This window comes from Gluconacetobacter diazotrophicus PA1 5, assembly GCF_000067045.1.
In the GTDB taxonomy this organism is placed as follows: domain Bacteria; phylum Pseudomonadota; class Alphaproteobacteria; order Acetobacterales; family Acetobacteraceae; genus Gluconacetobacter; species Gluconacetobacter diazotrophicus.
This window is the reverse complement of record NC_010125.1, coordinates 2,029,431-2,054,082: the sequence shown is the minus strand read 5'-3', so window position 1 is coordinate 2,054,082 and position 24,652 is coordinate 2,029,431. Positions and strand designations below refer to the sequence as shown.

Here is a 24,652-nt window from a genome sequence, read left to right as displayed (position 1 = left end):
GCTTATCCGGTGAAGTCGGGCCGGGTGGTGAAGCGCAGGCCGGCGGCGGCGCCGGGCGTGCCCTCTTCCAGCCGGCCGATGACGAACGCGTCCTGACCCGCCGCGCGCAGGGACTGCAGCGCCGCGTCCCCGTCGCGGGCGATCAGCACCATGCCGACGCCGCAATTGAAGACCTTCAGCATTTCGTCGGGATCGACCTGCCCGGTGCGGGCCAGCCAGCCGAACACCGGCGGAATGGGCCATGCGCCGCCGTCGATCAGTGCCGTCAGGCCCGCCGGCAGCACGCGCGGCAGGTTGCCCGGCAGGCCGCCGCCCGTAATGTGCGCGGCGCCCTGGATCAGCCCCTGGCGGTGCAGGTCCAGCACCGCCTTCACATACAGGCGCGTGGGCGCCATCAGCGCCTGCGCCAGCGTCTGGCCGGGCGCGAAGGGGCAGGGGGCGTCCCACGCCAGGCCGCTGCGCGCCACGATGGCGCGCACCAGCGAAAATCCATTGGAATGCACGCCGCTGGCCGGCAGGCCGATCAGCGTGTCGCCCGCCGCGATATCGGCGGGCAGCAGGGCCGCGCGTTCGGCGGCGCCCACGGAAAACCCGGCCAGGTCGTAATGGCCGGGACCATACATGCCGGGCATTTCCGCCGTTTCGCCCCCGACCAGGGCGCAGCCCGATTCGCGGCAGCCCTGGGCAATGCCGCGGACGACCTTGGCCGCGTCTTCCACCGCCAGGCGGCCGGTCGCGAAATAATCCAGGAAGAACAGCGGTTCCGCCCCCTGCACGACCAGGTCGTTGACGCACATCGCCACCAGGTCGATGCCCACCGTCTCATGCAGGCCGCTTTCGATCGCGACCATCAGCTTGGTGCCCACCCCGTCGGTGCACGAGACCAGGACCGGGTCGGTGAAACCGGCCGCCTTCAGGTCGAACAGCGCCCCGAAGCCGCCCAGGCCGCCCATGGTGCCGGGGCGGTCGGTCGCACTGGCCGCAGGCTTGATGGCATCGACCAGCGCATCGCCGGCCGCGATGTCACGCCCGCGTCGCGGTAGGTGGCGCCGGCCGCCGGCTGGGGCGGATGCAAAGGGGGGGCGGAGGTCATGTGTCGTGCCTTCGTCGTCGGTGCGCCCCGAATGTCGCCCCCGCGCGGTACGCAGGGGTCGAAGAACGAGGCAAGGTAGGGTAAACGCTCACCGGTTCCTTTACGGCAGGCAGGGCGGCGCGCAAAGCGGTGGTTGAACGGACGGCACAGAATCAGGACGAAACGGCGCCCCGCGATTCGTTCGGCCAGCTTGTGCTGCCCTTCGCGCACCGCACGCGCCATGCGCGGGCCGATTTCGTCGCCGCGCCTTCGAACGGCATGGCCCGGGCCTGGCTGCTGGGCGCCCCCGCATGGCCCGAACACCGGCTGGCGCTGTGGGGCGCCGCCGGAGCGGGCAAGACCCACCTGCTGGATATCTGGGCGCAGGAGCGTGGCGCCGTCCTGCTGACGGGCGCCGATCTGACGCAGGCCACGCTGGGGCGCCTGTTCGACGATGCCCCGGACATGCTGCGGGCCGTGGCGGTCGATGACGCGGACCGGGTGGAGGACCAGCGGGCGCTGCTGCATCTGCTGAATGCGGCGCGCGAGCACCGCGTGGCGGTGGTACTGGCGGCCCGCCTGTCGCCCGCGCGCTGGCCGGTGGTACTGCCGGACCTGGCCAGCCGGCTGCGCGCGACGATGGCGATCGAACTGCGCCAGCCCGAGGACACGCTGCTGCGCATCCTGCTGCTGCGTCACCTGGCCGACCGGCAGATCGTCGTCAGCCAGCCGGTGACGGAATGGCTGCTGCGGCGGTTGCCCCGCACGGCCTCGGCGATCCGCGAGGCCGCGATCCGGCTGGACCACGCGGGGCTGGCCGCCGGCCGGCGCGTCACCCGCGCCCTGGCGCTATCGGTGCTGCACGACATGCTGGCCCATGACGGGGCCCCCGACGAGGCCGACGCCAGGGCCCGATAACGGGCATGGCGGAATAACCGGCGTGACCCATAAACTTCATGGTGCGCCGCGTTGGCATTGCCCCCGTTTTCTGCCTAGTTTGGCAGAATGACGGCGGATTTGTGGTAGGAGACAGGATTGACCAGACCGACGCGCAAGACGCCCGCGCGCCAGCCCTCCGCGCGCCCCGCTCCCAAGCGCTCGGTCCCCAAGCGTACGGGGACGTCCGCGCGGCGGCGCGCCCCGGCATCCGACACGACGCCGCCCGTGCCGCCCCCGCCCGTGGACATGCAGTCACCCACGCGGTTCATCAACCGTGAACTCTCGTGGCTGGATTTCAACCAGCGCGTGGTCGAGGAAGCCGACAACCCCCGCAATCCGCTGCTGGAACGGCTGCGCTTCCTGTCGATCAGCGCCGGCAACCTGGACGAATTCTATTCCGTCCGCGTCGCCGGCCTGGTGGGGCAGGTGCGCGAGGGGCTGGTCACCAGTTCGCCCGATGGCCTGACCCCGGTCCAGCAGCTTGCCGCCGTGCGCACGCGCACGATCCGGCTGCTGCGCGAACAGCAGAGGATCTGGAAGGACCTGCGCGGCCTGCTGGCCGAGTCCGGGATCGTGGTGTGCAGCCTGGACACCATTTCCGACGCCGACCGCGACTGGCTGGACAGTTGCTTCATGGACCGGATCTTCCCCGTCCTGACGCCGCTGGCCATCGATCCGGCCCATCCGCTGCCCTTCATCCCGCATATGGGCCTGGCCCTGTCGCTGCGGCTGATGAGCCGGGACACCGGCCGTTTCGTCATGAGCGCGATGATCCTGCTGCCGGCGCAGATCGAGCGGTTCGTGCGGCTGCCGGCCAACCTGTCGCCGCCCGGCGTGACGCGCTTCATCCTGCTGGAAAACCTGATCGCGTTGTGCATCGACCGGCTGTTTCCCGGCATGGTGGCGGGCGAATGGGGCGTGCTGCGCGTGATCCGCGACACCGACGTGGAATTCGAGGACGAGGCCGAGGATCTGGTCCGGTCCTACGAATCCGCCCTGAAGCGCCGCCGCCGGGGGGTGGTCATCCACCTGGACATCGATTCGCGCATGCCGGCCGACCTGGGGCAGGCGGTGGCGACCGACCTGGCCGTTCCGCCCGACGAGGTCGAGATCCAGCCCGGGCTGATCGGCGTGGTCGACCTGAAGCAGTTGATCGTCGATGACCGGCCGGACCTGCTGTTCCCGCCCTATACCCCCCGCTTTCCCGAACGGGTCGTCGATTTCGGCGGGGACTGCTTCGCCGCCATCCGCGCCAAGGACATGATCGTCCATCACCCGTTCGAAAGCTTCGACGTGGTGATCCAGTTCCTGCGCCAGGCGGCCCTGGACCCGGCGGTGGTCGCGATCAAGCAGACCCTGTACCGCACATCGCGCGACAGCCCGATCGTCAAGGCGCTGATCGAGGCTGCCGAGGCCGGAAAATCGGTCACCGCGATGGTCGAACTGCGCGCCCGCTTCGATGAGGAAGCCAATATCCGCCTGGCCCGCGCGCTGGAGGCCGCGGGCGTGCAGGTCGTATTCGGCTTCGCGGACCTGAAGACCCATGCGAAGCTCAGCCTGGTCGTCCGGCGAGAGGGCGGGTCCCTGCGGTCCTACGCCCATTTCGGGACGGGCAACTACCACCCGATCACGGCCCGGATCTATACCGACCTGTCCTTCTTCACCTGCGATCCCGAGCTGGCACGGGATTCCGCGCGGCTGTTCAACTACATGACCGGCTATGCGCTGCCCACGCGGATGGAAGCCATCGCCTTCTCGCCGGTGACGATCCGCCGCACGCTGGAGGAACTGATCGAGGGCGAGATCGAGCATGTCCGCGCCGGCCGTCCCGGCCAGATCTGGCTGAAGATGAACTCGCTGGTCGATCCCGACCTGATCGACCGGCTGTACCGGGCGTCGTGTGCCGGGGTGCGCATCATGGGCGTGGTGCGCGGAATCTGCTGCCTGCGGCCCGGCGTGCCGGGCCTGTCGGAAAACATCCGCATCAAGTCCATCGTCGGGCGGTTCCTGGAACATGCCCGGATCTTCGCCTTCGGCGACGGGCACCGGCTGCCCTCGCGCCAGGCCCGCATCTATATCTCGTCGGCCGACTGGATGGTGCGCAACATGGACTGGCGGGTCGAAAGCATGGTGCCGATGCGCGACCCCACCGTCCATGCCCAGGTGCTGGACCAGATCATGGTCACGGACCTGAAGGATAACCTGCAATCGTGGATCCTGCAGCAGAACGGTGTATGGAGGCGGCTGGAGCCGGGTGCGAAACCGTTTTCGGCCCATGACTATTTCATGACCAATCCCTCGCTGTCCGGTCGCGGCCGGGCCGCGCAGGACAGCGCGATCCGGGTCAGCACCGCGCTGCCCCGCCACCAGGACCGGATTCTCGATGATTGAGGATGTCGCCATGACGCAGTTCCCGCATCAGGCCAGTTCCCTGCCGCCCGCCCCTCCGTCACCCGCCGCGCGCGCGTGCGGGGCCCGATGACCCGGGCCGGCAGCACCCATCGCCGGTCGGCCGTCGTCGATCTGGGGTCGAATTCCGTCCGGCTGGTCGTCTTCGACGGTATCACCCGCAATCCGATTCCCATCTTCAACGAAAAGGCCGTGCTGCGCCTGGGGCGCGGGCTGAACGCCACCGGACGCCTGAACGAGGAAGGCGTCGGCGCGGCCATACAGGTCATGGACCGGTTCTATGCCATTGCCCGGGGCATGGATGCCGATCCGTTCGAAATCCTGTCCACGGCGGCCGTCCGCGATGCCTCCAACGGGGGGGAATTCGTCGAGACCCTGCGCGCGCGGATGCCGGGCGTGCCGATCCGCATCCTGTCGGGCGAGGAAGAAGCCGATTATTCCGCCACCGGCGTGCTGTGCGGCCTGCCGGAGGCCGACGGGCTGGTGGCCGATATCGGTGGCGGCTCGCTGGAACTGATCCGCCTGTCCGGCGGGCAGAAGCTGGATGCCTGCACCCTGCGCCTGGGCGTGATCCGGCTGAACGACCGGTCCGAGAACGATCTGGCGAAGGCGCGTGCCATCGCGGATGCCGACATCGCGCAGGTCGGATGGCTGGACGACATGCAGGGGCGGCCGCTCTACCTGGTCGGCGGCGCCTTCCGCGCGCTGGCCCGGCTGCAGATCGCCCGCACCAATTACCCGCTGAATATCGTGCATCTTTATACGATGTCGGGCGACGGCGCGAAGGACATGGCCGACTGGGCCGCCAGCACGCCGCGCCGCACGCTGGAACGCCTGCCCGGCGCGCCGCGCAAGCGGCTGGACGACGTTCCGTTCGCCGCCACCGTGCTGCGCCGCCTGATCCGCCGCGTCCAGCCGACCTGCGTGGTGGTTTCGGTCGATGGCCTGCGCGAGGGCTGGTACATGCGCCGCGTCGCCGCATCGGTGAAGGCGCTGGACCCGCAGGAAGCCGTGGCGCATGAGATGTGTACCCGCCTGGGACGCAGCGAGACCCTGCCCGACCGGCTGATGACATGGACCGCGCCGCTGTTCGCCGACGAAGACCCGTCGATGCGCCGCCTGCGCCGTGCCGCCTGCCTGATGTCCGATATCGGTTCGTACGATCACCCGGAATATCGGGCTGAACAGACTTATCTGCGCGTGCTGCGCATGCAGGGGGTGGGGTTCGACCACCCGGCCCGCGCCTTCGTCGCCCTGACCCTGGCCGTGCGGTACGAGGCCGAACTGGGGCAGGAGTTCCTGCAGCCGTCGCGCCTTCTGCTGCCGCCCGAACAGTACGGGCGCGCGGTGGTGCTGGGGCTGGCGCTGCGCCTGGCCTATACGGTCTGCGGCGGGACCGAGGAACTGCTCGACGGAACCTGGGTGGGCATGTCGAAGCAGGGCCTGGCACTGCACCTGTCGGCCGGCCGTGGCGTGGTGCGGGGCGAGAGCGTACGCCGCCGCCTGGACCGGCTGGCCGACGCCCTGTCGCTGCCCGCCCGGATCGAGGAGGCCGCCACGGCATGAAGCGCGTCCTTCTGGGTGCCGCCGTTCCGGCCATGCTGGCGGCGGGCATCCTGCTGACGGTGGCCAGGGCCAGCGGTCCCGCACGGCTGAACAATGATCCGAACGTGCTGTGGTCCATCGTCCATGACCGCTGCGTACCCAATCAGGCCGGCGAAAACACGCCCGCCCCCTGTGCCGCCGTCGATACCGATCGCGGCTATGCGGTGCTGAAGGACCGGCGTGGCCTGGCGCAATATCTGGTCATCGCGACCGACCGCGTCACCGGGATCGAGGACCCGTCCATCCTGTCCCCCGCGGCGCCGGATTATTTCGGCGCGGCCTGGCACCAGGTCGACCGGTCCCTGGCGCGGCTGGGCCATACCATGCCGCGCGAGACCATGGCGCTGGCGATCAATTCGCAATATGGCCGGTCGCAGAACCAGCTTCACATCCATATCGACTGCCTGGCCCCGAACATCCGTGTGGCCCTGCACTGGGCGCGGCCGCAGATCGGCCATGGCTGGACCAGGCTGGTATTGAACGACCATACCTATCGCGCGACGCGCATCGACGGGAACAGCCTGGACGGCGCCTATCCGTTCCGGCGCCTGGCGGCGTCGCTGGCCGACCCGGCGCGCGAAATGGGCGAACATACGCTGGTGGTGGTGGGGACCGTCTGGCCGGGCGGCCGACCGGGTTTCATCCTGCTGGACGACATGGTCAAACCCCTGTCGGGCGACCGCGCGGAGGGCGAGGAACTGCAGGACCATGCCTGCCGGATCGGCCATTTCGAACCCGGACGCGCCATCCAGGAGCAACCCTACCAGCAGGCCATGCTGCCGGATTGACCGGGCCCGAATTGACTGGGCGGCGTCACGCGTTTGACAGCGTTGCGGCGTCTTCCGCCGGGTGCGCATCCCGGCGGGGCGACAACGCCAGATAGAGCCCGGCACCGATGGCGACGCCCACGAACCACGCGACCGTATTCAGGCCGGCCAGACCCGGCACGACGTGGCCGGCCGACGCCACCGCGCCGCCGGCGGCGAAGGCGGCCAGGGCCGGGACGTTCCATCCGTTTCGGCCGTCGTACCGGCCGCCATGCCGGTACAGCGCCGGTACATCCAGCACCTGCCGCCGCACGATGTAGAAATCGGCCAGCATGATCCCCGTCACCGGGCCCAGAAGGCCGCTGATCAGGTCCAGCACGCGATAGATGCCGGCGGCTTCGTTGAACCACAGCCAGGGCATGAAGAACACGCCCAGCACCAGGACCAGCCGCGACGCCCGGTTGAAGTCCAGCCGCCGGGGCATCAGGTTCACCAGGTCGTAGCAGGCGGGCATGATGTTCGCGACGACGTTGACCGACAGCGTCGCCAGCACCAGCGTGGCCCCGCCCAGGACGGTCACGACAGGATGGTTCAGCGCCAGAAGCAGGTCCACCGGGTTCCAGATCGGGTGGCCGAACAAGATGATTGTGGCCGACGTGGTGATGATGCCCATCGGCGTGAAGACCAGCGCCGTGATCGGCAGGCCGATCGCCTGGCCGACCACCTGGTCGCGTTCCGAGCGTACGAACCGCGACAGGTCCGGAATATTGACGGTCAAGGTGGCCCACATGCCGATCATGCCGGTCACCCCCATGGCGAAGGTGGACCAGAATGCCGCCCCATGCAGGTGCGACGGCTGCGCGAACAGCGGCCCCAGCCCATGGCCGACGCGCAGCCCCCAGATCGTGGCCAGCAGGCCCACGATGATGACCAGCGGCCCGGCGACAAGCTCGAAATTGCGGATCCGGTGCACGCCGTGGCTGGCGATCCAGGCATGCAGCGCCCAGACCATGGCCATGGCCAGCCACATCCGCGCCTGCATGCCCAGCAGGGACGGGGTCATCGACGCCCAGGCGGGGCTGAGGGTGGACAGCACCGCATCCACCGCCTGCGCCGCCGCATAGGCCTGCACCGAAAACCAGAAGATGGCGCAGAATCCGCGCAGCACGACCGGAAGCTGCGCGCCGTACGGCCCGAAGGCCGAGCGGATCAGCACGCAGAACGGAATGCCGTAGCGCGTGCCGGCACGGGCGTTGAACCACATGGCCAGGAACAGCACCATGTAGGCGACGGCCACGACCTCCAGGCATTCCCAGGCCGACAGGCCCAGCGCCATCAGGCCCGACGCGGCCTCGTACACCACGATGTTGTGGACCATGCCCATCCACACCGTGGCCATGTTCACCCAGCTCCAGTCCCGCCGCTCGGCCGGAACCGGGGCCAGGTCCGCGTTATACAGGCCGGGATCGTAGCCGGCGGCCGTCGCAGGGGGCGGGGTGTCTGTCATTCGGGCCTCGCGTTCCGCGCTATTCGACGGCGTGGATGATGTCGGCCAGGGTGCCGAACACCTGGTCGATCTGCGATTTTTCGATGATCAGCGGCGGCGAGACGGCGACCACGTCGCCGGTGTAGCGGACCAGGATTCCCTTGTGGAACGCGCGGTCGAAGACCTCGTACGCCCTGGCGCCCACCGCGCCGGGACGGGACGCCAGTTCGATGCCGGCCACCAGCCCCACATTGCGGATGTCGATGACATGCGGCAGGCCGCGCAACGCGTGGACCGCTTCCTCGAAATAGGGCGCGATGTCGCCCGCGCGCTCGAACAGGTTCTCCTCGGCGTAGGTGTCCAGGGTCGCGATCGCGGCGGCGCAGGCCACGGGGTGGCCCGAATAGGTATAGCCGTGCGGCAGTTCGATCCCGGTTTCCGGCCCGGTCATGAACGCCGCGTGCACATGGTCGCGCGCGATGGCGGCGCCCATGGGGATGGTCCCGTTGGTCACGCCCTTGGCGCAGGCCAGGATATCGGGCAGCACGCCGAATTTCTCGGCCGCGAAGGGAGTGCCGCCCAGGCGGCCGAACCCGGTGATGACCTCGTCGAAGATCAGCAGGATGCCGTATTTGTCGCAGATCTCGCGCAGGCGCTTCAGGTAGCCGACCGGCGGCGGCAGCACGCCGGTCGATCCGGCCATCGGTTCGACCACCACGGCGGCGATGGTGGATGCGTCATGCAGCGCGACGATGCGTTCCAGGTTGTCCGCCAGTTCCGCGCCGTGGGCGGGCAGCCCCCTGGTGAACGCGTTCCGTTCGATATCCAGCGTGTGCGGCAGGTGGTCGACCCCGGTCAGCAGCGACCCGTACAGCTTGCGGTTGCCGGACAGGCCGCCCACGGAAATGCCGCCGAACCCCACGCCGTGATATCCGCGCTCGCGCCCGATCAGGCGCGTGCGCGCGCCCTCGCCCCGCACGCGGTGATAGGCGAGGGCGATCTTCAGCGCCGAATCCATGGCCTCGGAGCCCGAATTGCAGAAGAAGACATGGTTCAGGTCGCCGGGCGCCAGGGCCGCGATCCGGTCCGCGGCCTCGAAGGCCAGCGGGTGGCCCATCTGGAAGGTCGGCGCGAAATCCAGCGTCGCGATCGTCTTCTGCACCGCCTGGGTGATGCGCGGGCGGTTATGGCCCGCGTTCACGCACCACAGGCCGGCGCAGCCATCCAGCACCTTTCGCCCGTCGTCGGTGGTGTAATACATGCCGTCGGCCGCCACCAGCATGCGCGGCGTCTTGCGGAACTGGCGGTTGGCGGTGAACGGCATCCAGAACGCGTCGTGATTGGTCGGCGGCATCGCGCGAAGCTCCTGCGATCGATGATGGGGAACCGCTTGGCACAGAGAACCTGGCACAGAGAACCCTGTCACGGTTCCGAAATCGTCACGAGGATGGAACAAGGACGCCGCGCTGGACAGATGATTCTTCGAGGCCTCTTCGACTGCCCGATCAGGCATCCAGCCGTGCATCGGCGTCCAGCACCGCCCGCAGCAGCACGTTCGCCCCGGCGGTAACGTCGCCGGGTTCGGCGCTTTCGGCCTCGTTATGGCTCAGGCCGCCCGCGCAGGGGACGAAGATCATGGTGGTCGGCGTCACCCGGGCCAGATAGGCCGCGTCGTGGCCCGCGCCCGATACGATGTCGCGTGCCGGATAGCCGAACGATTCCGCCGCCCGGCGGACGGCGCCGATGCACGCCGGATCGAAATGCACCGCCGGGGAATCCCACACGCAGTCCAGCGCCAGGCCGACGCCGGATTCGGCGGCGATGGCCGCGACCTTCGCCCGCATCGCCTCCTCCATTCGCACCACCACCGTGTCGTCCGGGTGGCGCAGGTCGATGGTGAAGAAGACCTCGCCCGGAACCACGTTGCGGCTGTTGGGGCGGCTTTCGATCAGGCCGACCGTGCCCACCGCGTCCGGACCAAAGGCCAGGGCCACCTGGTTCACCGCCTCGATCATCCGGGCGGCGGCCAGCAGGGCGTCGGCGCGCATCGTCATGGGCGTGCTGCCGGCATGGGAATCGCGGCCGGTCAGCGTGACTTCGTACCACCGTATGCCCTGCACGCCGGTCACGATGCCGATCGTCTTGTGCTGGGCTTCCAGGATCGGTCCCTGCTCGATATGCAGTTCGAAATAGGCCGACACCGGATGCTGCCCGCAGGGCTCGCTGCCGCGATAGCCGATTCCGACCAGCGCGTCCTCGAAACGGATTCCCGCGCGGTCGGTCTTGTCCAGGGCTTCCTGTTCGGTGAACACGCCGGCGAACACGCCCGAGGCCAGCATGGCCGGGGCGAAGCGCGCCCCTTCCTCGTTCGTCCAGTTGATCAGTTCGATCGGATGCCGGGTCTCGTGGCCCGACGCATGCAGCGCCCGCAGCACGGCCAGGCCGCCCAGCACGCCGACGATCCCGTCGAACTTGCCGCCGGTGGGCTGGGTATCCAGATGGCTGCCGATCGTGATCGGCGGCAGGCTGTCGTCGCGCCCCGGGCGGCGGGCGAACTGGTTGCCCAGCGAATCATGGGTGACGGTGCAGCCGACCTGCCGGCAGGCGGCCTCGAACCACGCGCGGACCAGCCGGTCTTCCTCGGTCAGCGTCAGGCGCCTGATCCCGCCCTTGGGCGTGCCGCCGAACCGGGCGGTGTGCAGGATGTCGTCCCATAACGCCGCGCCATTCACGGTGATGTTGTCGCCCTTGCGAAGACCACCCGTGCCGCTCATCCTGTTCCTCCTGCTGGACACCAGCCAAATCAATATTTTAGTGGCCTGCTGATCTCCGAAATTCACATATTAATTTCGGAGGCAGGACACCAGCGTTACGTTTTCGGCAATCCGCCCGGCGCGCAAGCCGCAAAACCGTGAATGCCCGCCCGCGTCTTGTGACACAGAATGGAGGATCGCGATGCTTCTGGTGCGTGGTGGCACGGTCGTGACGGCGGAATGGTCGCGGCGGGCGGACGTGCTGTGCGACGACGCGGGGCGGATCGCCGCCGTCGGGCCGGCGCTGGACGTGCCCGTGGGCTGCGACGTCCTCGATGCCGGCGGGCTTCTGGTCATGCCGGGCGGGATCGACCCGCACACCCATATGGAAATGCCGTTCATGGGATCGGTCTCCAGCGACGATTTCCAGACCGGAACCGCCGCCGGGGTGGCGGGCGGCACGACGACCATCATCGATTTCGTGATTCCCGATCCGGGGACATCGCTGCTGGGCGCCTGGAAGGACTGGCGGGCCAAGGCCGAAAAGGCGGTCTCGGACTATTCGTTCCATGTCGCGGTCACGCATTGGGACCAGCGGGTGCATGACGAGATGGGCATCCTGACCCGGGATTGCGGGGTCAATTCCTTCAAGCATTTCATGGCGTACAAGGGGGCGCTGATGGTCGATGACGGTGTGCTGCTCCGTTCGATCGGCCGCGCGCTGGAACTGGGCGCGCTGTGCAACGTGCATGCCGAAAACGGTGACGCCGTCGCCTACCTGCAGCAGGATCTGCTGGCGCGCGGCGTGACCGGCCCCGCCGCCCATCCCCGGTCCCGCCCGCCCGCGGTCGAGGGCGAGGCCGCGCAGCGCGTCATCGCCATTGCCGGCCTGCTGGGCGCGCCGGTCTATATCGTGCATGTCTCGACCGAGGAAGCCGCCGCCGCCATCGCCGCCGCCCGCGCCCGTGGCCAGCGCGTGTATGGCGAAGTGCTGGCCCAGCATCTGGTGATCGATGACGGTGTCTATGCCGACCCGGACTGGCTGGGCGCCGCCCGGCATGTCATGAGCCCGCCTTTCCGCCCGAAACATCACCAGAACGCCCTGTGGGCGGGCCTGGCCTCGGGCCAGTTGCAGACGACGGCGACCGATCATTGCTGCTTCTGCGCCGGCCAGAAGCAGCAGGGACGCGATGATTTCACCCAAATCCCCAACGGCACCCCCGGTATCGAGGACCGGATGAGCGTGCTGTGGCACCACGGCGTGCGTACCGGGCGTCTGACGCCGGAGGAATTCGTGGCCGTCACCTCGGCCAATGCCGCGAAGATCTTCAACATCCATCCCCGCAAGGGCACCGTCACGCCGGGCGCCGATGCCGACCTGGTCCTGTGGGACGCCGATTCCAGCCGTACCGTATCGGCCGCCACCCATCACCAGAACGTCGATTACAATGTCTATGAAGGCATGACCCTGACCGGCCTGGCGCGTCATACGATCAGCGGAGGCCGGGTGGTGTGGTCGGATGGCGACCTGCGCACGGTGCGCGGTGCCGGCCGTTACGTCGAACGGCCCTGCTTCGCCCCCGACATGGCGGCCCAGGCCAGGCGGAACGCCGTTGCGGCCGGGCGGTGAAGAGACATTCCTTGCCCTTCGGATTTTGACGCCTAGACTGGGCAGTCGGGCCGGTCTCGGGGGAGGCGGGCCTGATCTGAGTTCCGGTCGCCTGCCCTGAGGGGGACAGGGCGGCCGCAGCGTTACGGAACCGAACGATGCGCGACCATATCCGCTTTTACCTGGGCGACACGCTGTACGACCTGTCGGGCTTTTCCCCGACCCTGACGGTCCTGGACTGGCTGCGCGAGCAGCGCGGCCGGACCGGCACCAAGGAAGGCTGCAACGAGGGCGATTGCGGGGCCTGCACGGTGCTGGTGGCGCGGCTGGACGGCGGCCCCCCCGATGGCCCGCGCCTGGCTTGGCGGGCGGTGAATGCCTGCATCCAGTTCGTGTCCATGCTGGACGGCGCGCAGCTTTTCACGGTGGAGGATCTGCGCGCGCCGGACGGCACGCTGCATCCGGTGCAGCAGGCGATGGTGGACCTGCACGGATCGCAATGCGGGTTCTGCACGCCGGGATTCGTCATGTCGATGGTCGCCTACCGCAAGCAACCGGGCGCGGTGGCCGAGGACGGGCCGATCGACGACGCGCTGGCCGGCAATCTGTGCCGCTGTACCGGCTACGCCCCGATCGTCCGCGCCATGAAACAGGCGATGGCGGCGGGGTCCGACCGGTTCGACGCGCAGGCCGCCGCGATTGCCGACCGTCTGTCGGCCCTGCGGGACGGCCAGACGGTAAACATCTCGGGTCCGGCGGCCCGGCTGACCATTCCCGCGGACGCCGACGCGCTGGCCGCCACCCTGCTGGCCGATCCCGAGGCCACGATCGTGGCCGGGGCCACGGATGTCGGGCTGTGGGTCACCAAGGGGCTGCGCACCCTGCCGCATGTCGTCGCCATCGGCCAGGTCCCCGACCTGAAGCGGCTGGACCGCACGGCGGACGGGCTGCGGATCGGCGCGGCCGTCACCTACGAGGACGCGCGCGACGCCCTGGCCGGCCTGCTGCCGGACGCGGGTGAAATCGTGCGGCGGATCGGCTCGACCCAGGTGCGCAACGCCGGGACGGTCTGCGGCAACATCGCCAACGGCTCGCCGATCGGGGACGGGCCGCCGGTCTTCATCGCGGCGGGGGCGACGCTGCACCTGCGCCGGGGCGATGTGCGGCGAAACATGCCGCTGGAGGATTATTTCCTCGCCTATGGCCAGCAGGACCGCCAACCCGGCGAATTCGTCGAGGGCGTGACCATTCCCGCCCTGCGCCAGGGACAGGTTTTCCGGGCCTACAAGGTCTCCAAGCGGTTCGACCAGGATATCTCGGCCCTGCTGGGCGCTTTCGCGCTGACGCTGGACGATGCGGGCACCATCACCGACGCCCGCATCGCCTTCGGCGGCATGGCGGCGACCCCCAGGCGGGCCCGCGCGACCGAGGAAGCCCTGCGCGGCCATCCGTGGTCCGAGGCGACGCTGCAGGCCGCGCGGGCCGCCATCGCTACCGATTTCGCGCCGATTTCCGACATGCGGGCCAGCGACTGGTACCGCCGCACGGTCGCGGCCAACCTGCTGACCCGGCTGTTCGCCGAGACCGCCCCCGGCGCGCGTCGGCCCGAAACCCGGCTGGCCGGACGGAGCGAGGCCGCGATCCATGCGTGATACGATATCGGCCCCCATTTCTGGTGCCCTTCCTGACGCCGTTCCCGGCACCGTCGTGACGGGCGGCGCGTCGCACAGCCTGCGGCACGAAAGTGCGGCGATGCATGTCGCCGGCGCCGCCGCCTATATCGACGACATGCCCGAACCGAAGGGACTGCTGCATGTCGTGCCGGGACTGAGCACGCGGGCGCATGCCCGGATCGTCTCGATGGACCTCGATGCCGTCCGTGCCGCCCCCGGGGTCGTGCGGGTGCTGACGGCGGCGGATATTCCCGGCCACAACCAGGTCAGCCCGGTGGGCCGCAATGACGAACCGCTGCTCGCGACGGACCTGGTATCCTATTACGGCCAGCCGATCTTCGCCGTGGTGGCCGAAACCCGCCTGCAGGCCCGGCACGCGGCCAGGCTGGCGCGGATCGAGTACGAGGACCTGCCCGCCATCCTGGACATCGCGCAGGCCCGCGCGGCGGGTGGCGCCATGGTCTGGCGGCCCCTGACCATGCAGCGCGGCGATGCCCCGTCCGGCCTGGCCGCGTCGCCCCGCCGCGTGGCGGGGCGCATCACCATGGGTGGGCAGGAGCATTTCTACCTGGAAGGCCAGGCGGCCATGGCCCAACCCGGCGAGGAGGGCGAGATGCGGGTCTGGTCCTCCACCCAGCATCCGACCGAAACCCAGCATATGGTGGCCCATGTGCTGGACCGGCCCAGCAATCTGGTGACGACGGAAATCCGCCGCATGGGCGGCGGTTTCGGCGGCAAGGAAACCCAGGCCAACACCCCGGCCTGCCTGGCGGCGCTGGCGGCGGAACTGACGGGGCGGGCGGCCAAGATCCGGCTGGACCGCGACGACGACATGATGATGACCGGCAAGCGGCATGATTTCGTGGTCGATTATGATGTCGGATTCGACGATGACGGCCGCATCCGCGCTGTGGACATGGTGCTGGCGGCCCGCTGCGGCTGGTCGGCCGACCTGTCCGGCCCGGTGACCGACCGCGCGCTGTTTCATGCCGACAACGCCTATTACTACCCCGATGTCCGGCTGCGGTCGGAACCGCTGAAGACCAACACCCAGTCCAATACCGCCTATCGCGGTTTCGGCGGTCCGCAGGGCATCGTCGCGGCGGAACGCGTGATCGAGGAAATCGCGTTCGCGACCGGTCTGGACCCGCTGGATGTCCGCCTGCGCAACGTCTACGGCACCGGCACGCGCGACCTGACGCCCTATCACATGACGGTCGAGGATTCGATTTCGGCCGACATCATGGCGAAGCTGGCCGATGACTGCGCCTATCGCGCGCGCCGCGCCGCCCTGCGCGCCGCCAATGAGGGCAGCCCGCATATCAGGCGCGGCATCGCGCTGACGCCGGTCAAGTTCGGCATTTCCTTCACCGCCACGCATTACAACCAGGCCGGCGCGCTGGTGCATGTCTATACCGATGGGTCGGTGCAGGTGAATCACGGCGGGACCGAAATGGGGCAGGGGCTGCACACCAAGATGGTACAGATCGCCATGCGCGAATTCGGCCTGCCGGCCGACCGCGTCCGCATCACCGCGACGACGACCGGCAAGGTGCCCAACACATCCGCCACCGCCGCCTCGTCCGGCGCCGACCTGAACGGCATGGCGGTGCTGGACGCGGTGCGCCGGATCAAGGATCGGCTGGTGGAATTCGCGGCCGGCCATTGGGGCGTGGATGCCGCCCAGGTCCGGTTCCTGCCGGATGGCGTGCATGTCGGCGCGACCGTGGTGCCGTTCCCGGACCTGACCCGCGCCGCCTATTTCGCCCGGGTGTCGATGTCCTCCAGCGGGTTCTACAAGACGCCGAAAATCTCGTGGAACGCCGAGACCGGGCGGGGGCGGCCGTTCTTCTATTTCGCCTATGGCGCCGCCTGCGCCGAGGTCGCGATCGACCTGCTGACCGGCGAGACGCGGATCGAACAGGTGGACATCCTGCACGATGCCGGACAATCGCTGAATCCGGCGATCGATATCGGCCAGATCGAGGGCGGATTCGTCCAGGGCGCGGGCTGGCTGACGACCGAGGAACTGGTGTGGGACGCGTCCGGCCGCCTGCGCACCCACGCCCCCAGCACCTACAAGATCCCGGCCTGTTCCGACCGGCCGCGCCGGTTCACGGTGAAGCTGCTGGACCACGCCCCCAATCGCGAGGACACGATCTTCCGGTCCAAGGCGGTGGGGGAGCCGCCCTTCGTGCATGGGGTGGCGGTCCTGCACGCCATATCCGACGCCCTGGCCAGCATCGATGGCTACCGCACCTGTCCCCGGCTGGACGCGCCCGCGACGCCCGAGACGATCCTGCGCACGGCGGAGCGGATGCGCGGCCTTGCGGCAACCCGTCCCGTCGGCTGAGCGGGTCTCGCGATGGACGAGATCCTGGCCGCGCTTGATCTCTGGCGGCCCGCCGGGCAGCCCATCGCCCGGATCGCGATCCGCGCCGCCCGCGGGTCCACCCCGCGCGAGGCCGGGTCGTTCATGCTGGTCACACCGGACGCGCAGGCCGGGACCATCGGCGGCGGCCATCTGGAATGGGACAGCGTGATCCGGGCGCGGGCCCTGCTGGCCGGACAGGGTCAGGCCGGGGAACATGACGTGCCGCTCGGCCCCGAAATCGGCCAGTGCTGCGGCGGCGTGGTGCGGGTGCGGATCGAACGCGCGGACGACGCGCTGCTGGATGCGCTGGTGCGCGACGGGCTGGCCGCGCGCGCGGCGCGGCCGGTGCTGCTGCTGTTCGGCGCGGGGCATGTCGGGCGGGCGCTGGCCCGCGCGCTGGCCCCCCTGCCGCTGCGCCTGGTCTGGATCGATCCGCGTGCCGCCGAATTCGGCACGGTCCCCGATAGTGTCGAAATCCGCGTCACCGCCGACTGGGAAAGCGCCATTGCCGCCGCCCCGCCCGGCGCCGGCGCCCTGGTGCTGACGCCCAGCCACGCGCTGGATGCGCTGATCGTCGGCGCGGCGCTGGAACGGGGTGATTTCCGGTATGTCGGACTGATCGGGTCGAAGACCAAGCGGCGGCGGTTCGAGGCCGGTTTTCGCAGCCTGGGCCTGGGCGAGGACCGCATCGAGACCCTGGTCTGCCCGATCGGCGATCGCGGCATCCGCGACAAGCGCCCCGAAATCATCGCCGCCCTGGTCGCCGCCGAAATTGTGGAACGATTGTTGCATGACAATGCCGGAATGGAAGAGAGCAACGGGGCGGAAGGGATCGGCATGAGGCATACGGCATGAGGGCATCGGGCCGGACCGCGCATATGTTGCGGCTGCATGCGCGCTGCATCGTGTATTTCAACGCGGTGCGCGATTTCGGGTCGATCCGCGAGGCCGCGCGCCGCCTGAACGTCACCCCGTCCGCCCTGACGCGCCAGATCGCGCAGATGGAGGACGAAATCGGGTCGCCGCTGTTCGACCGGCTGCCGGGCGGCATGGTGCTGACGGCGGTGGGCGAAATCGTCGCCCGCCATATCATCACCGTCATGCAGGACGCCGTGCGCACGGACGAGCAGATCGCGGCCCTGGCCGGCATGCGCGGCGGACGCGTCAGCCTGATGGCGGTCGAAGGCGTCGCGGGCGACCTGATGGCCCGCCTGCTGACGCGCATGACCGAAACCTGTCCGGACGTCCAGTTGCAGGCGGAAACCGGCTCGCCCGCCGCCATCATCGCGGCCCTGTCCGGGGGCACCACCGACCTGGGCATCGCCTTTTCGCTGGACCCGCCGGATGAACTGCGCCGGGTCGCGGTCGCGAATTTCCCGGTCGGCGTCATCATGCCCGCCAACCATGCGCTGGCCGGCCAGCGCCGCGTGCGGATCGAGGAGTGCATCGGCCACAAGCTGATCCTGCCCACCCGGTCGCTGTCGCTCCACCGGGTCATGGAACCCATGCTGCGACCCTGGCGCGACCGGCTGGACGTGGTGCTGGAAACCGGGTCCATCGAACTGACCAACCGCATGGTGGCGGCCGGGGCGGGGCTGGCGTTCCAGTCCCGGCTGGCGCTGGAATTCGACATCCAGCGCGGCGCCCTGGTCCATGTGCCGCTGGCCGATCCGCGTGCCGTGACCGACCTGGGCGTCTATGTCCGCGATGCCCGCTGGCTGCCGCCCGCGCTTGAACGGCTGATCGCCGAAATACGGGCAACGCTGCAGGCGATGTAAGTGGCTCTATCCGTTCCTGTTTCAGCAACGGATTGGTCTTTTTATTATACTGGACGAAACACCGGGCGATCCGGTTAGTTTCGGTTCCGGGATGGTGCGAGTTGGGGAACTCGGTCCGTGTCGGGGGACACGGACCATCCGCCCGGCACGTGGCATGCCTACCGGATCAATATCGACAGAAGGAGCCGAGGATGGCCGCCGACAGCAGTGCTCTTCCATCAGAAGAGGGGCTTGCGGCGCTGACCGCCGCGGTCCGACGCGACCTGGCCGTTATCGGCTACCCCCGTCACGACTGGACGCCGAATTTTTCGCGCAACGGTGAACCGGTGCTGGACGTCGCCATCATCGGCGCCGGGCAGGGCGGACTGGCCACCGCGTTCGCCCTGCAGCGCGGCAATATCACGAATGTCCGTATCTTCGATCGCGCGGCGCGCGGCGGCGAGGGGCCGTGGATCACCTATGCCCGCATGATCACCCTGCGGACGCCGAAATACGTCACCGGTCCCGACCTGGGCATTCCCAACCTGACGCCCCGCGCGTGGTACGAAGCCACCTACGGCGTGCAGGCGTGGGAAGACCTGGACAAGATTCCCCGCGGCGACTGGCAGGCCTATCTGGACTGGTATCGCGACACGCTGGGCCTGCCGGTCGAAAACGACCGGTCGTTCGAGCATGTGGAATGGGTGGACGGCCTGCTGCGCCTGACCTTCCGTGACGCGGCCGGGCGGGAATATCATCATCTGGCCCGCAAGCTGGTCCTGGCGACCGGCATCGAAGGCAACGGCGCGTGGAACGTCCCGGCCTTCATCCGCGAGAACCTGCCGCGCGAGCGCTTCGCCCACACGTCCGAAGACATCGATTTCGCGGCTCTGCGCGGCAAGCGGATCGGCGTGCTGGGGGCCGGGGCCTCGGCCTTCGACAACGCCGCGACCGCCTTGGAACAGGGCGCGGCGTCGGTCGCGCTGTGCCTGCGGCGGCGCGTCATTCCGTCGGTCAACCCGTACCGCTGGATGGAAAACACGGGTTTCCTGGCCCATTTCCCGTCGCTGCCGGATACGCTGCGCTGGCAGTTCATGCGCCATATCTACGAACTGAACCAGCCACCGCCGCAGGATACGTTCTGGCGCTGCCGCCGGCATCCGACCTTCTCGTACCATACCGGATGCGGCTGGACCGGGGCGGAGATGGATGGCGACGAAGTCGTCGTCCGCACCCCGGACGGCGAAAAGCGATTCGATTTCGTCATCATCGGCACCGGCTTCGCCACCGACCTGAACCTGCGTCCGGAACTGGCCTCCTTCGCCGGGTCGGTCGCCCTGTGGCGCGACCGCTTCACCCCGCCGGACGGCGAGGAAAGCGCGCTGCTGGGGGCCCATGCCTATCTGGGCGACGCCTATCAGTTCCAGCCCCGCGATCCGCGCGATCCGCTGGCGACGATGCTGGCGAACATCCATAATTTCACCTTCGGCGCGACGCCCAGCATGGGCCTGTCGGGAGCTTCGATCAGCGGCATGCGATTCGGCGTGGAGCGGCTGGCGCGCGGCCTGGGGCGCGACCTGTTCGTGGCCGACGGCGCCTGGCACCTGGACAATCTGCTCAGTTATGTAACGCCGGAACTGGTCAGCCTCGATCCTCCGGATGCATGATCCGTTGCAGGCCCTGCCGCACGCCATACGATGCGGCAGGGACCACGGAACGAGGACAAGTCGATGACCGACAACCAAGGCGATGCCCCCCCCAAGAGTGCACCTGACACGATACCGGATGCGGCGCTCGTCGCCGCCACGGCGCGCGAGGTCGGCCTGACCATCGCCGACGTCTGCATGCCGGGCGTGCTGGCCAACCGGGCCCTGCTGCGGCGCTATGCCGACCTGGTCCATGGCTTCGCGCTGCCGGACACGTGCGAACCCGCTTTCGAATACCGCCCATGAGCGCGCCCGTTGCGGCCGGTCCGGCCGATGCGCTGGCCATCGCGGCCGAAATCCGCCAGGGGCGGCGCAATGCCGTATCCTTCGTCACCGCCGCCATCGCGGCGATCGAGGTCCGTGACACGCGGGTCAACAGCGTAACCCGCATCTTCGGCCCCCGCGCGGTGGCCGAGGCCGAGAAGATCGACCGCCGCATCGCGGCCGGCGAAGACCCCGGCCCGCTGGCCGGCGTGCCCTTCGGCGTCAAGGACCTGTTCGATGTCGAGGGCGAGGTCACGACCGCAGGGTCCGTCGTCCTGCGCGAGGCGCGTCCGGCGGTGCAGGACGCCACCGTGATCGCGCGGCTGCGCGCGGCGGGGGCCATCCCGCTGGCCAGCCTGAACATGGACGAATTCGCCTACGGCTTCGCCACCGACAACGCGCATTACGGCATCACCCGCAACCCGCATGATCCGGCGCGGCTGGCCGGCGGGTCGTCGGGCGGGTCCGCCGCCGCCGTGGCGGCCGGCTTCCTGCCGTTCACCCTGGGGTCGGACACCAACGGGTCGATCCGCGTTCCGGCGTCGCTGTGCGGCGTGTGGGGGCTGAAGCCCACCTTCGGCACCGTCCCGCGAGAAGGGGCGTATCCCTTCGCCGCCAGCCTGGACGTGGTGGGACCGTTCGCGGGTACGCTGGCCGACCTGCGCGTGGTCCATGAAGCGATGAATGGCGCCCCGATGCCGGCCCTGCCGGTCCTGTCCGACCTGCGGGTGGCGCGGTTGGGCGGCTGGTTCGCCGAAAACGTGTCCGCCCCGCTGGCGGCGGCCATCGACGCCGTGGCGGGCCATCTGGGCCATCTTCCGGTGGTGGAACTGCCGGAGGTCGCGCGGGCGCGTGCGGCGTCGTTCCTGATCACGGCGGCGGAAGGCGGCATGCTGCACCTGCCGCGCCTGCGCCGCCGCGCCCTGCAATACGACCCGGCGACGCGCGACCGGCTGATCGCCGGCGCCCTGCTGCCCGCCGCGACGGTCCTGCAGGCCCATCGCTTCCGTGCGTGGTTCCGCGAACAGATCCACGCCGCGTTCCGCACGGCCGATGTGCTGATCGCCCCCGCCACGGTCGGCGAGGCCCCGCTGATCGACCAGCCGACCATCGTCGTGGACGGGCAGGCCGTTTCCGCCCGCGCCAACCTGGGCCTGTATACCCAGCCGCTCAGCCTGGCCGGGGTGCCGATCCTCAGCGTTCCGCTGCTGGGCACCGGGGGTTTGCCGCTCGGCCTGCAATTGATCGCAGCCCCGGGGGGCGAGCCCGCGTTGTTTGCCGTGGCCGCGGCGCTGGAAGCCGCCGGCGTGGCCGGGAAGGTTCCGCTTCCGAAGGGACGATAGACCATGCTGCATACGCCACGTTCGCAGCGCGGGATGGTGACGTCCCCGCATCATCTGGCCAGCCAGGCCGGACTGGACGTGCTGCGCGACGGCGGCACGGCAATCGAGGCGGTGGTTGCGACCGCCGCCGCCCTGGCCGTCGTCTATCCCCACATGACCGGGATCGGCGGCGACGGGTTCTGGCTGGTCCTGTGGCCCGACGGCCGGACCGAGACGATCGACGCCTGCGGCGCGGCGGCCCGGCGCGCCGACCTGGATTTCTATCGCGCGGCGGGTCGGGACGCGATTCCGTGGCGCGGCCCGCTGGCCGCGAACACGGTCGCGGGCACGATCTCCGGCTGGGACCTCGCCCTGTCCTGGAGCCACGCGCAGCAGCCGGGGCTGAGCCTGCACCGGCTGCTGCGCGATGCCATCTACTACGCCGAACAGGGCGTGCCGGTGACCGAGGGCGGGGCCGCCCTGACCCAGGCGAAAATGGACGAACTGGCCGGCATTCCGGGCTTTCGCGATGTCTTCCTGCCGAGGGGGCGTGCGCCCCGGGCGGGTGACATGCTGCATAACCCGGCGCTGTCCCAGACCCTTCGCCGGCTGGCCTCGGACGGGCTGGATTCCTTCTATCGCGGCGCCCTGGCCCGCGACATGGCCCAGGACCTGCGCGTGCTGGGCAGCCCGCTGGACCTGGCCGACCTGAACACCCACCAGGCCCGCGCCCGGCCGCCGCTGCATGTCGATGTCACGGGCGCGCGCCTGTTCAACATGGCCCCGCCGACCCAGGGGGTCGCGTCGCTGCTGATCCTGGCCATCTTCGACCGGCTGCGCGCGGACCAGCCGGACGGGTTCGATCACGTCCACGGGCTGGTCGAAGCCACCAAGCAGGCCTTCCGCTATCGCGACGCCCATGTCGGCGATCCCGCCTTCATGTCCGTGGACGCGCAGGCGGTGCTGGACGACACGCTGGCGCTGGACGGCATGGCGCTGGCGATCGACCCGGCCCGGGCCGCGCCCTGGCCCCATCCGTCGCAGGCCGGCGATACGGTGTGGATGGGGGCAGTGGATGCCGACGGCGTGGCCGTCAGCATGATCCAGAGCGTCTATTTCGAATACGGGTCCGGCGTGGTCCTGCCGCGCACCGGGGTGCTGTGGCAGAATCGCGGCGCCAGCTTCCGCCTGGCGGAAGATGGCTGGAACGCGCTGCGCCCGGGGCGCAAGCCGTTCCATACGCTGAACCCCGCCGCCGCCCGGTTCGATGACGGGCGCACCATGGTCTACGGCACCATGGGCGGCGAGGGCCAGCCCCAGACCCAGGCCGCGCTGTTCACCCGCTATGCCCGCTACGGCATCGGGTTGCAGCAGGCGGTGACCGCCCCGCGCTGGCTGCTGGGCCGCACCTGGGGCGAGGACAGCACCACCCTGAAATACGAGGACCGCTTCGCGCCGGAAGTCATCGCCCGGCTGGGCGAAGCCGGGCATGTGCTGGAGGCCATGCCGGCCTTTACCTCCACCATGGGCCACGCGGGCGCGCTGGTGCTGCACCCGTCCGGCCTGATCGAGGGCGCGACAGACCCGCGCAGCGACGGCATGGTGGCGGCATGGTAATTCCCCCGATGCGGGAGACGGCCTCCGGCATCCGCGCGGTCGTGCGGTGCGACGAACTGGGCACGGCCCCGTATTCGGACGACCCGGCGGGGCTTTTCCGCCCCTATCTGGGGGCGGGGCACGCCGCGACGCTGGACCGGATCGCGGCCTGGATGACCGAGGCCGGCATGACGGCGCGGATCGACGCCGCCGGCAATATCCTCGGCCGGTATGAAGGCCAATCACCCGACGCGCCGGCGCTGATGATCGGGTCGCATGTCGACAGCGTGCGCGATGCCGGCCGCTATGACGGCATGCTGGGCGTCATGCTGGGGATCGAGGCCGTCGCCTGGTTCGCCGAACGCCGCCGCCGCTTTCCCTTCGCGATCGAGGTGATCGGCTTCGGGGACGAGGAAGGATCGCGCTTTCCCGTCTCGATGCTGGCCACCCGCGCCGTTGCCGGCACGCTGGCGGGCCAGGACCTGGACCTGCTGGATGCGGACGGTACCAGCCTGGCCACGGCGCTGGAGATTTTCGGCCTGGACGTGGCACGACTGGACCATGCCGCGCGGCCGCGCGAGGACGTGCTGGCCTATGTCGAGGCCCATATCGAGCAGGGCCCGGTGCTGGAGGCCGAGGATCGCGCGCTGGGCGTCGTCAGCGCCATTGCGGCGCAGTTCCGCTTTCGCGCCACGGTGTGCGGGGTGGCGGGGCATGCCGGCACCATGGCCATGCGGCTGCGCCGTGACGCGCTGGCGGCGGCGGCCGAGATGGTGCTGGCCATCGAACGGATTGGCGGCGCCGGCACGGACGACCTGGTGGCGACGGTGGGCCGGATGGAGGTCCGTCCCGGCGTACCCAACGTGGTGCCCGGCGCGGTCGAATTCAGCATCGATATCCGTGCCGGGACCGGCGCGGTGCGCGACCGGGCGGCGGAGGCGGTCCGCGCGGCGCTGGCCGGGATCGCCGGGGCCCGGCAGGTGACGCTGGACATGGAATTGCAGCAGGACCTGAAGGCGACGAAAAACGATCCCGGCCTGACCCGCCTGATGGAACAGGCGGTGCAGCACGCCATGGGCATCGCGCCGCGCACCCTGGTCAGCGGGGCCGGGCACGATGCGATGGTGATGGCCGGGCTGGCGCCGATGTCCATGCTGTTCATCCGCTGCGCCGGCGGTATCAGCCATAACCCGGCCGAGGCCGTCCGGGTCGAGGATGCCGATCTGGCCCTGCGGGCGATGACGGATTTTATCGAACGGTTCGATGCCCGGGCAGCGGCTTCGGCACAACAGGGTACGCAGTGAAGACAATGGAGGATAC

The 24,652-nt window shown here is 69.5% G+C and carries 17 protein-coding genes and 1 pseudogene; 14 read left to right on the top strand and 4 right to left on the bottom strand.

What is annotated here, in order from left to right; translation table 11 throughout:
- Positions 1-2 precede the first annotated feature (2 nt).
- Positions 3-1,093 (bottom strand): annotated as a pseudogene (purM, locus tag GDI_RS09590) (phosphoribosylformylglycinamidine cyclo-ligase).
- Between the two features lie 129 nt (positions 1,094-1,222).
- Here purM and GDI_RS09585 point away from each other — a divergent pair.
- The 4 genes from GDI_RS09585 (at position 1,223) to GDI_RS09570 (ending at position 6,813) form a co-directional block, all read left to right on the top strand.
- Positions 1,223-1,990, top strand: a complete 768-nt coding sequence (locus GDI_RS09585) for a DnaA/Hda family protein (protein WP_012225707.1) — start codon at positions 1,223-1,225, stop codon at positions 1,988-1,990.
- Positions 1,991-2,257: 267 nt separating this feature from the next.
- Complete coding sequence (locus tag GDI_RS09580; RefSeq protein ID WP_390614199.1) at positions 2,258-4,402, top strand: RNA degradosome polyphosphate kinase; 2,145 nt, start codon at positions 2,258-2,260, stop codon at positions 4,400-4,402.
- Between the two features lie 87 nt (positions 4,403-4,489).
- A complete protein-coding gene (locus GDI_RS09575; RefSeq protein WP_041249380.1) occupies positions 4,490-5,986 on the top strand; it encodes a Ppx/GppA family phosphatase in 1,497 nt (498 codons plus the stop codon).
- The gene (locus GDI_RS09570; protein WP_012225704.1) at positions 5,983-6,813 is read left to right on the top strand and encodes a CDP-diacylglycerol diphosphatase; all 831 of its coding nucleotides are present in this window, start codon (positions 5,983-5,985) and stop codon (positions 6,811-6,813) included. Before GDI_RS09575 ends, GDI_RS09570 begins: the two co-directional genes overlap by 4 nt.
- A gap of 25 nt (positions 6,814-6,838) precedes the next feature.
- Here the strand turns inward: GDI_RS09570 and GDI_RS09565 are convergent, their stop codons facing one another.
- From GDI_RS09565 to GDI_RS09555, 3 genes are all read right to left on the bottom strand, one after another.
- The gene (locus GDI_RS09565; RefSeq protein ID WP_012225703.1) at positions 6,839-8,299 is read right to left on the bottom strand and encodes an NCS1 family nucleobase:cation symporter-1; all 1,461 of its coding nucleotides are present in this window, start codon (positions 8,297-8,299) and stop codon (positions 6,839-6,841) included.
- A 19-nt stretch (positions 8,300-8,318) separates the two neighbouring features.
- Positions 8,319-9,632, bottom strand: coding sequence for an aspartate aminotransferase family protein (locus tag GDI_RS09560; RefSeq protein ID WP_012225702.1), 1,314 nt, complete (start codon positions 9,630-9,632; stop codon positions 8,319-8,321).
- Between the two features lie 151 nt (positions 9,633-9,783).
- On the bottom strand, positions 9,784-11,052 hold the full coding sequence (locus GDI_RS09555; RefSeq protein WP_012553023.1) for a M20 family metallo-hydrolase: 1,269 nt from the start codon (positions 11,050-11,052) through the stop codon (positions 9,784-9,786).
- A 181-nt stretch (positions 11,053-11,233) separates the two neighbouring features.
- On the opposite strand from GDI_RS09555, the gene hydA reads away from it, so the two are divergent.
- The 10 genes from hydA to GDI_RS09505 all read left to right on the top strand — a co-directional run bounded on the left by hydA (position 11,234) and on the right by GDI_RS09505 (position 24,636).
- A complete protein-coding gene (gene hydA / locus GDI_RS09550) occupies positions 11,234-12,661 on the top strand; it encodes a dihydropyrimidinase (RefSeq protein ID WP_012225700.1) in 1,428 nt (475 codons plus the stop codon).
- 137 nt (positions 12,662-12,798) lie between these two features.
- The gene (gene xdhA, locus GDI_RS09545) at positions 12,799-14,292 is read left to right on the top strand and encodes a xanthine dehydrogenase small subunit (protein ID WP_012225699.1); all 1,494 of its coding nucleotides are present in this window, start codon (positions 12,799-12,801) and stop codon (positions 14,290-14,292) included.
- On the top strand, positions 14,285-16,666 hold the full coding sequence (xdhB, locus tag GDI_RS09540) for a xanthine dehydrogenase molybdopterin binding subunit (RefSeq protein WP_041249379.1): 2,382 nt from the start codon (positions 14,285-14,287) through the stop codon (positions 16,664-16,666). Before xdhA ends, xdhB begins: the two co-directional genes overlap by 8 nt.
- Before the next feature lie 12 nt (positions 16,667-16,678).
- On the top strand, positions 16,679-17,542 hold the full coding sequence (gene xdhC / locus GDI_RS09535; protein WP_012225695.1) for a xanthine dehydrogenase accessory protein XdhC: 864 nt from the start codon (positions 16,679-16,681) through the stop codon (positions 17,540-17,542).
- On the top strand, positions 17,539-18,465 hold the full coding sequence (locus tag GDI_RS09530; protein WP_012225693.1) for a LysR family transcriptional regulator: 927 nt from the start codon (positions 17,539-17,541) through the stop codon (positions 18,463-18,465). Before xdhC ends, GDI_RS09530 begins: the two co-directional genes overlap by 4 nt.
- A gap of 191 nt (positions 18,466-18,656) precedes the next feature.
- Complete coding sequence (locus GDI_RS09525; RefSeq protein ID WP_012225691.1) at positions 18,657-20,111, top strand: NAD(P)-binding domain-containing protein; 1,455 nt, start codon at positions 18,657-18,659, stop codon at positions 20,109-20,111.
- A gap of 63 nt (positions 20,112-20,174) precedes the next feature.
- A complete protein-coding gene (locus GDI_RS09520; RefSeq protein WP_012225689.1) occupies positions 20,175-20,396 on the top strand; it encodes a DUF4089 domain-containing protein in 222 nt (73 codons plus the stop codon).
- The gene (locus GDI_RS09515; RefSeq protein WP_041249378.1) at positions 20,393-21,757 is read left to right on the top strand and encodes an AtzE family amidohydrolase; all 1,365 of its coding nucleotides are present in this window, start codon (positions 20,393-20,395) and stop codon (positions 21,755-21,757) included. Before GDI_RS09520 ends, GDI_RS09515 begins: the two co-directional genes overlap by 4 nt.
- Before the next feature lie 3 nt (positions 21,758-21,760).
- Entirely contained in the window at positions 21,761-23,353 is a 1,593-nt protein-coding gene (locus tag GDI_RS09510; protein WP_041249377.1) for a gamma-glutamyltransferase family protein, read from the top strand.
- On the top strand, positions 23,347-24,636 hold the full coding sequence (locus tag GDI_RS09505; protein ID WP_041249376.1) for an allantoate amidohydrolase: 1,290 nt from the start codon (positions 23,347-23,349) through the stop codon (positions 24,634-24,636). The genes GDI_RS09510 and GDI_RS09505 overlap by 7 nt, the downstream gene beginning before the upstream one ends.
- Positions 24,637-24,652 lie beyond the last annotated feature (16 nt).

Bases quoted from the DNA above. Each gene is read 5' to 3' on its own strand.
- GDI_RS09580 (WP_390614199.1), top strand. From the start codon at position 2,258: ATGCAGTCACCCACGCGGTTCATCAACCGTGAACTCTCGTGGCTGGAT.
- GDI_RS09575 (WP_041249380.1), top strand. From the start codon at position 4,490: ATGACCCGGGCCGGCAGCACCCATCGCCGGTCGGCCGTCGTCGATCTG.
- GDI_RS09570 (WP_012225704.1), top strand. From the start codon at position 5,983: ATGAAGCGCGTCCTTCTGGGTGCCGCCGTTCCGGCCATGCTGGCGGCG.
- GDI_RS09565 (WP_012225703.1), bottom strand. From the start codon at position 8,299: ATGACAGACACCCCGCCCCCTGCGACGGCCGCCGGCTACGATCCCGGC.
- GDI_RS09560 (WP_012225702.1), bottom strand. From the start codon at position 9,632: ATGCCGCCGACCAATCACGACGCGTTCTGGATGCCGTTCACCGCCAAC.
- GDI_RS09555 (WP_012553023.1), bottom strand. From the start codon at position 11,052: ATGAGCGGCACGGGTGGTCTTCGCAAGGGCGACAACATCACCGTGAAT.
- hydA (WP_012225700.1), top strand. From the start codon at position 11,234: ATGCTTCTGGTGCGTGGTGGCACGGTCGTGACGGCGGAATGGTCGCGG.
- xdhA (WP_012225699.1), top strand. From the start codon at position 12,799: ATGCGCGACCATATCCGCTTTTACCTGGGCGACACGCTGTACGACCTG.
- xdhB (WP_041249379.1), top strand. From the start codon at position 14,285: ATGCGTGATACGATATCGGCCCCCATTTCTGGTGCCCTTCCTGACGCC.
- xdhC (WP_012225695.1), top strand. From the start codon at position 16,679: ATGGACGAGATCCTGGCCGCGCTTGATCTCTGGCGGCCCGCCGGGCAG.
- GDI_RS09530 (WP_012225693.1), top strand. From the start codon at position 17,539: ATGAGGGCATCGGGCCGGACCGCGCATATGTTGCGGCTGCATGCGCGC.
- GDI_RS09525 (WP_012225691.1), top strand. From the start codon at position 18,657: ATGGCCGCCGACAGCAGTGCTCTTCCATCAGAAGAGGGGCTTGCGGCG.
- GDI_RS09520 (WP_012225689.1), top strand. From the start codon at position 20,175: ATGACCGACAACCAAGGCGATGCCCCCCCCAAGAGTGCACCTGACACG.
- GDI_RS09515 (WP_041249378.1), top strand. From the start codon at position 20,393: ATGAGCGCGCCCGTTGCGGCCGGTCCGGCCGATGCGCTGGCCATCGCG.
- GDI_RS09510 (WP_041249377.1), top strand. From the start codon at position 21,761: ATGCTGCATACGCCACGTTCGCAGCGCGGGATGGTGACGTCCCCGCAT.
- GDI_RS09505 (WP_041249376.1), top strand. From the start codon at position 23,347: ATGGTAATTCCCCCGATGCGGGAGACGGCCTCCGGCATCCGCGCGGTC.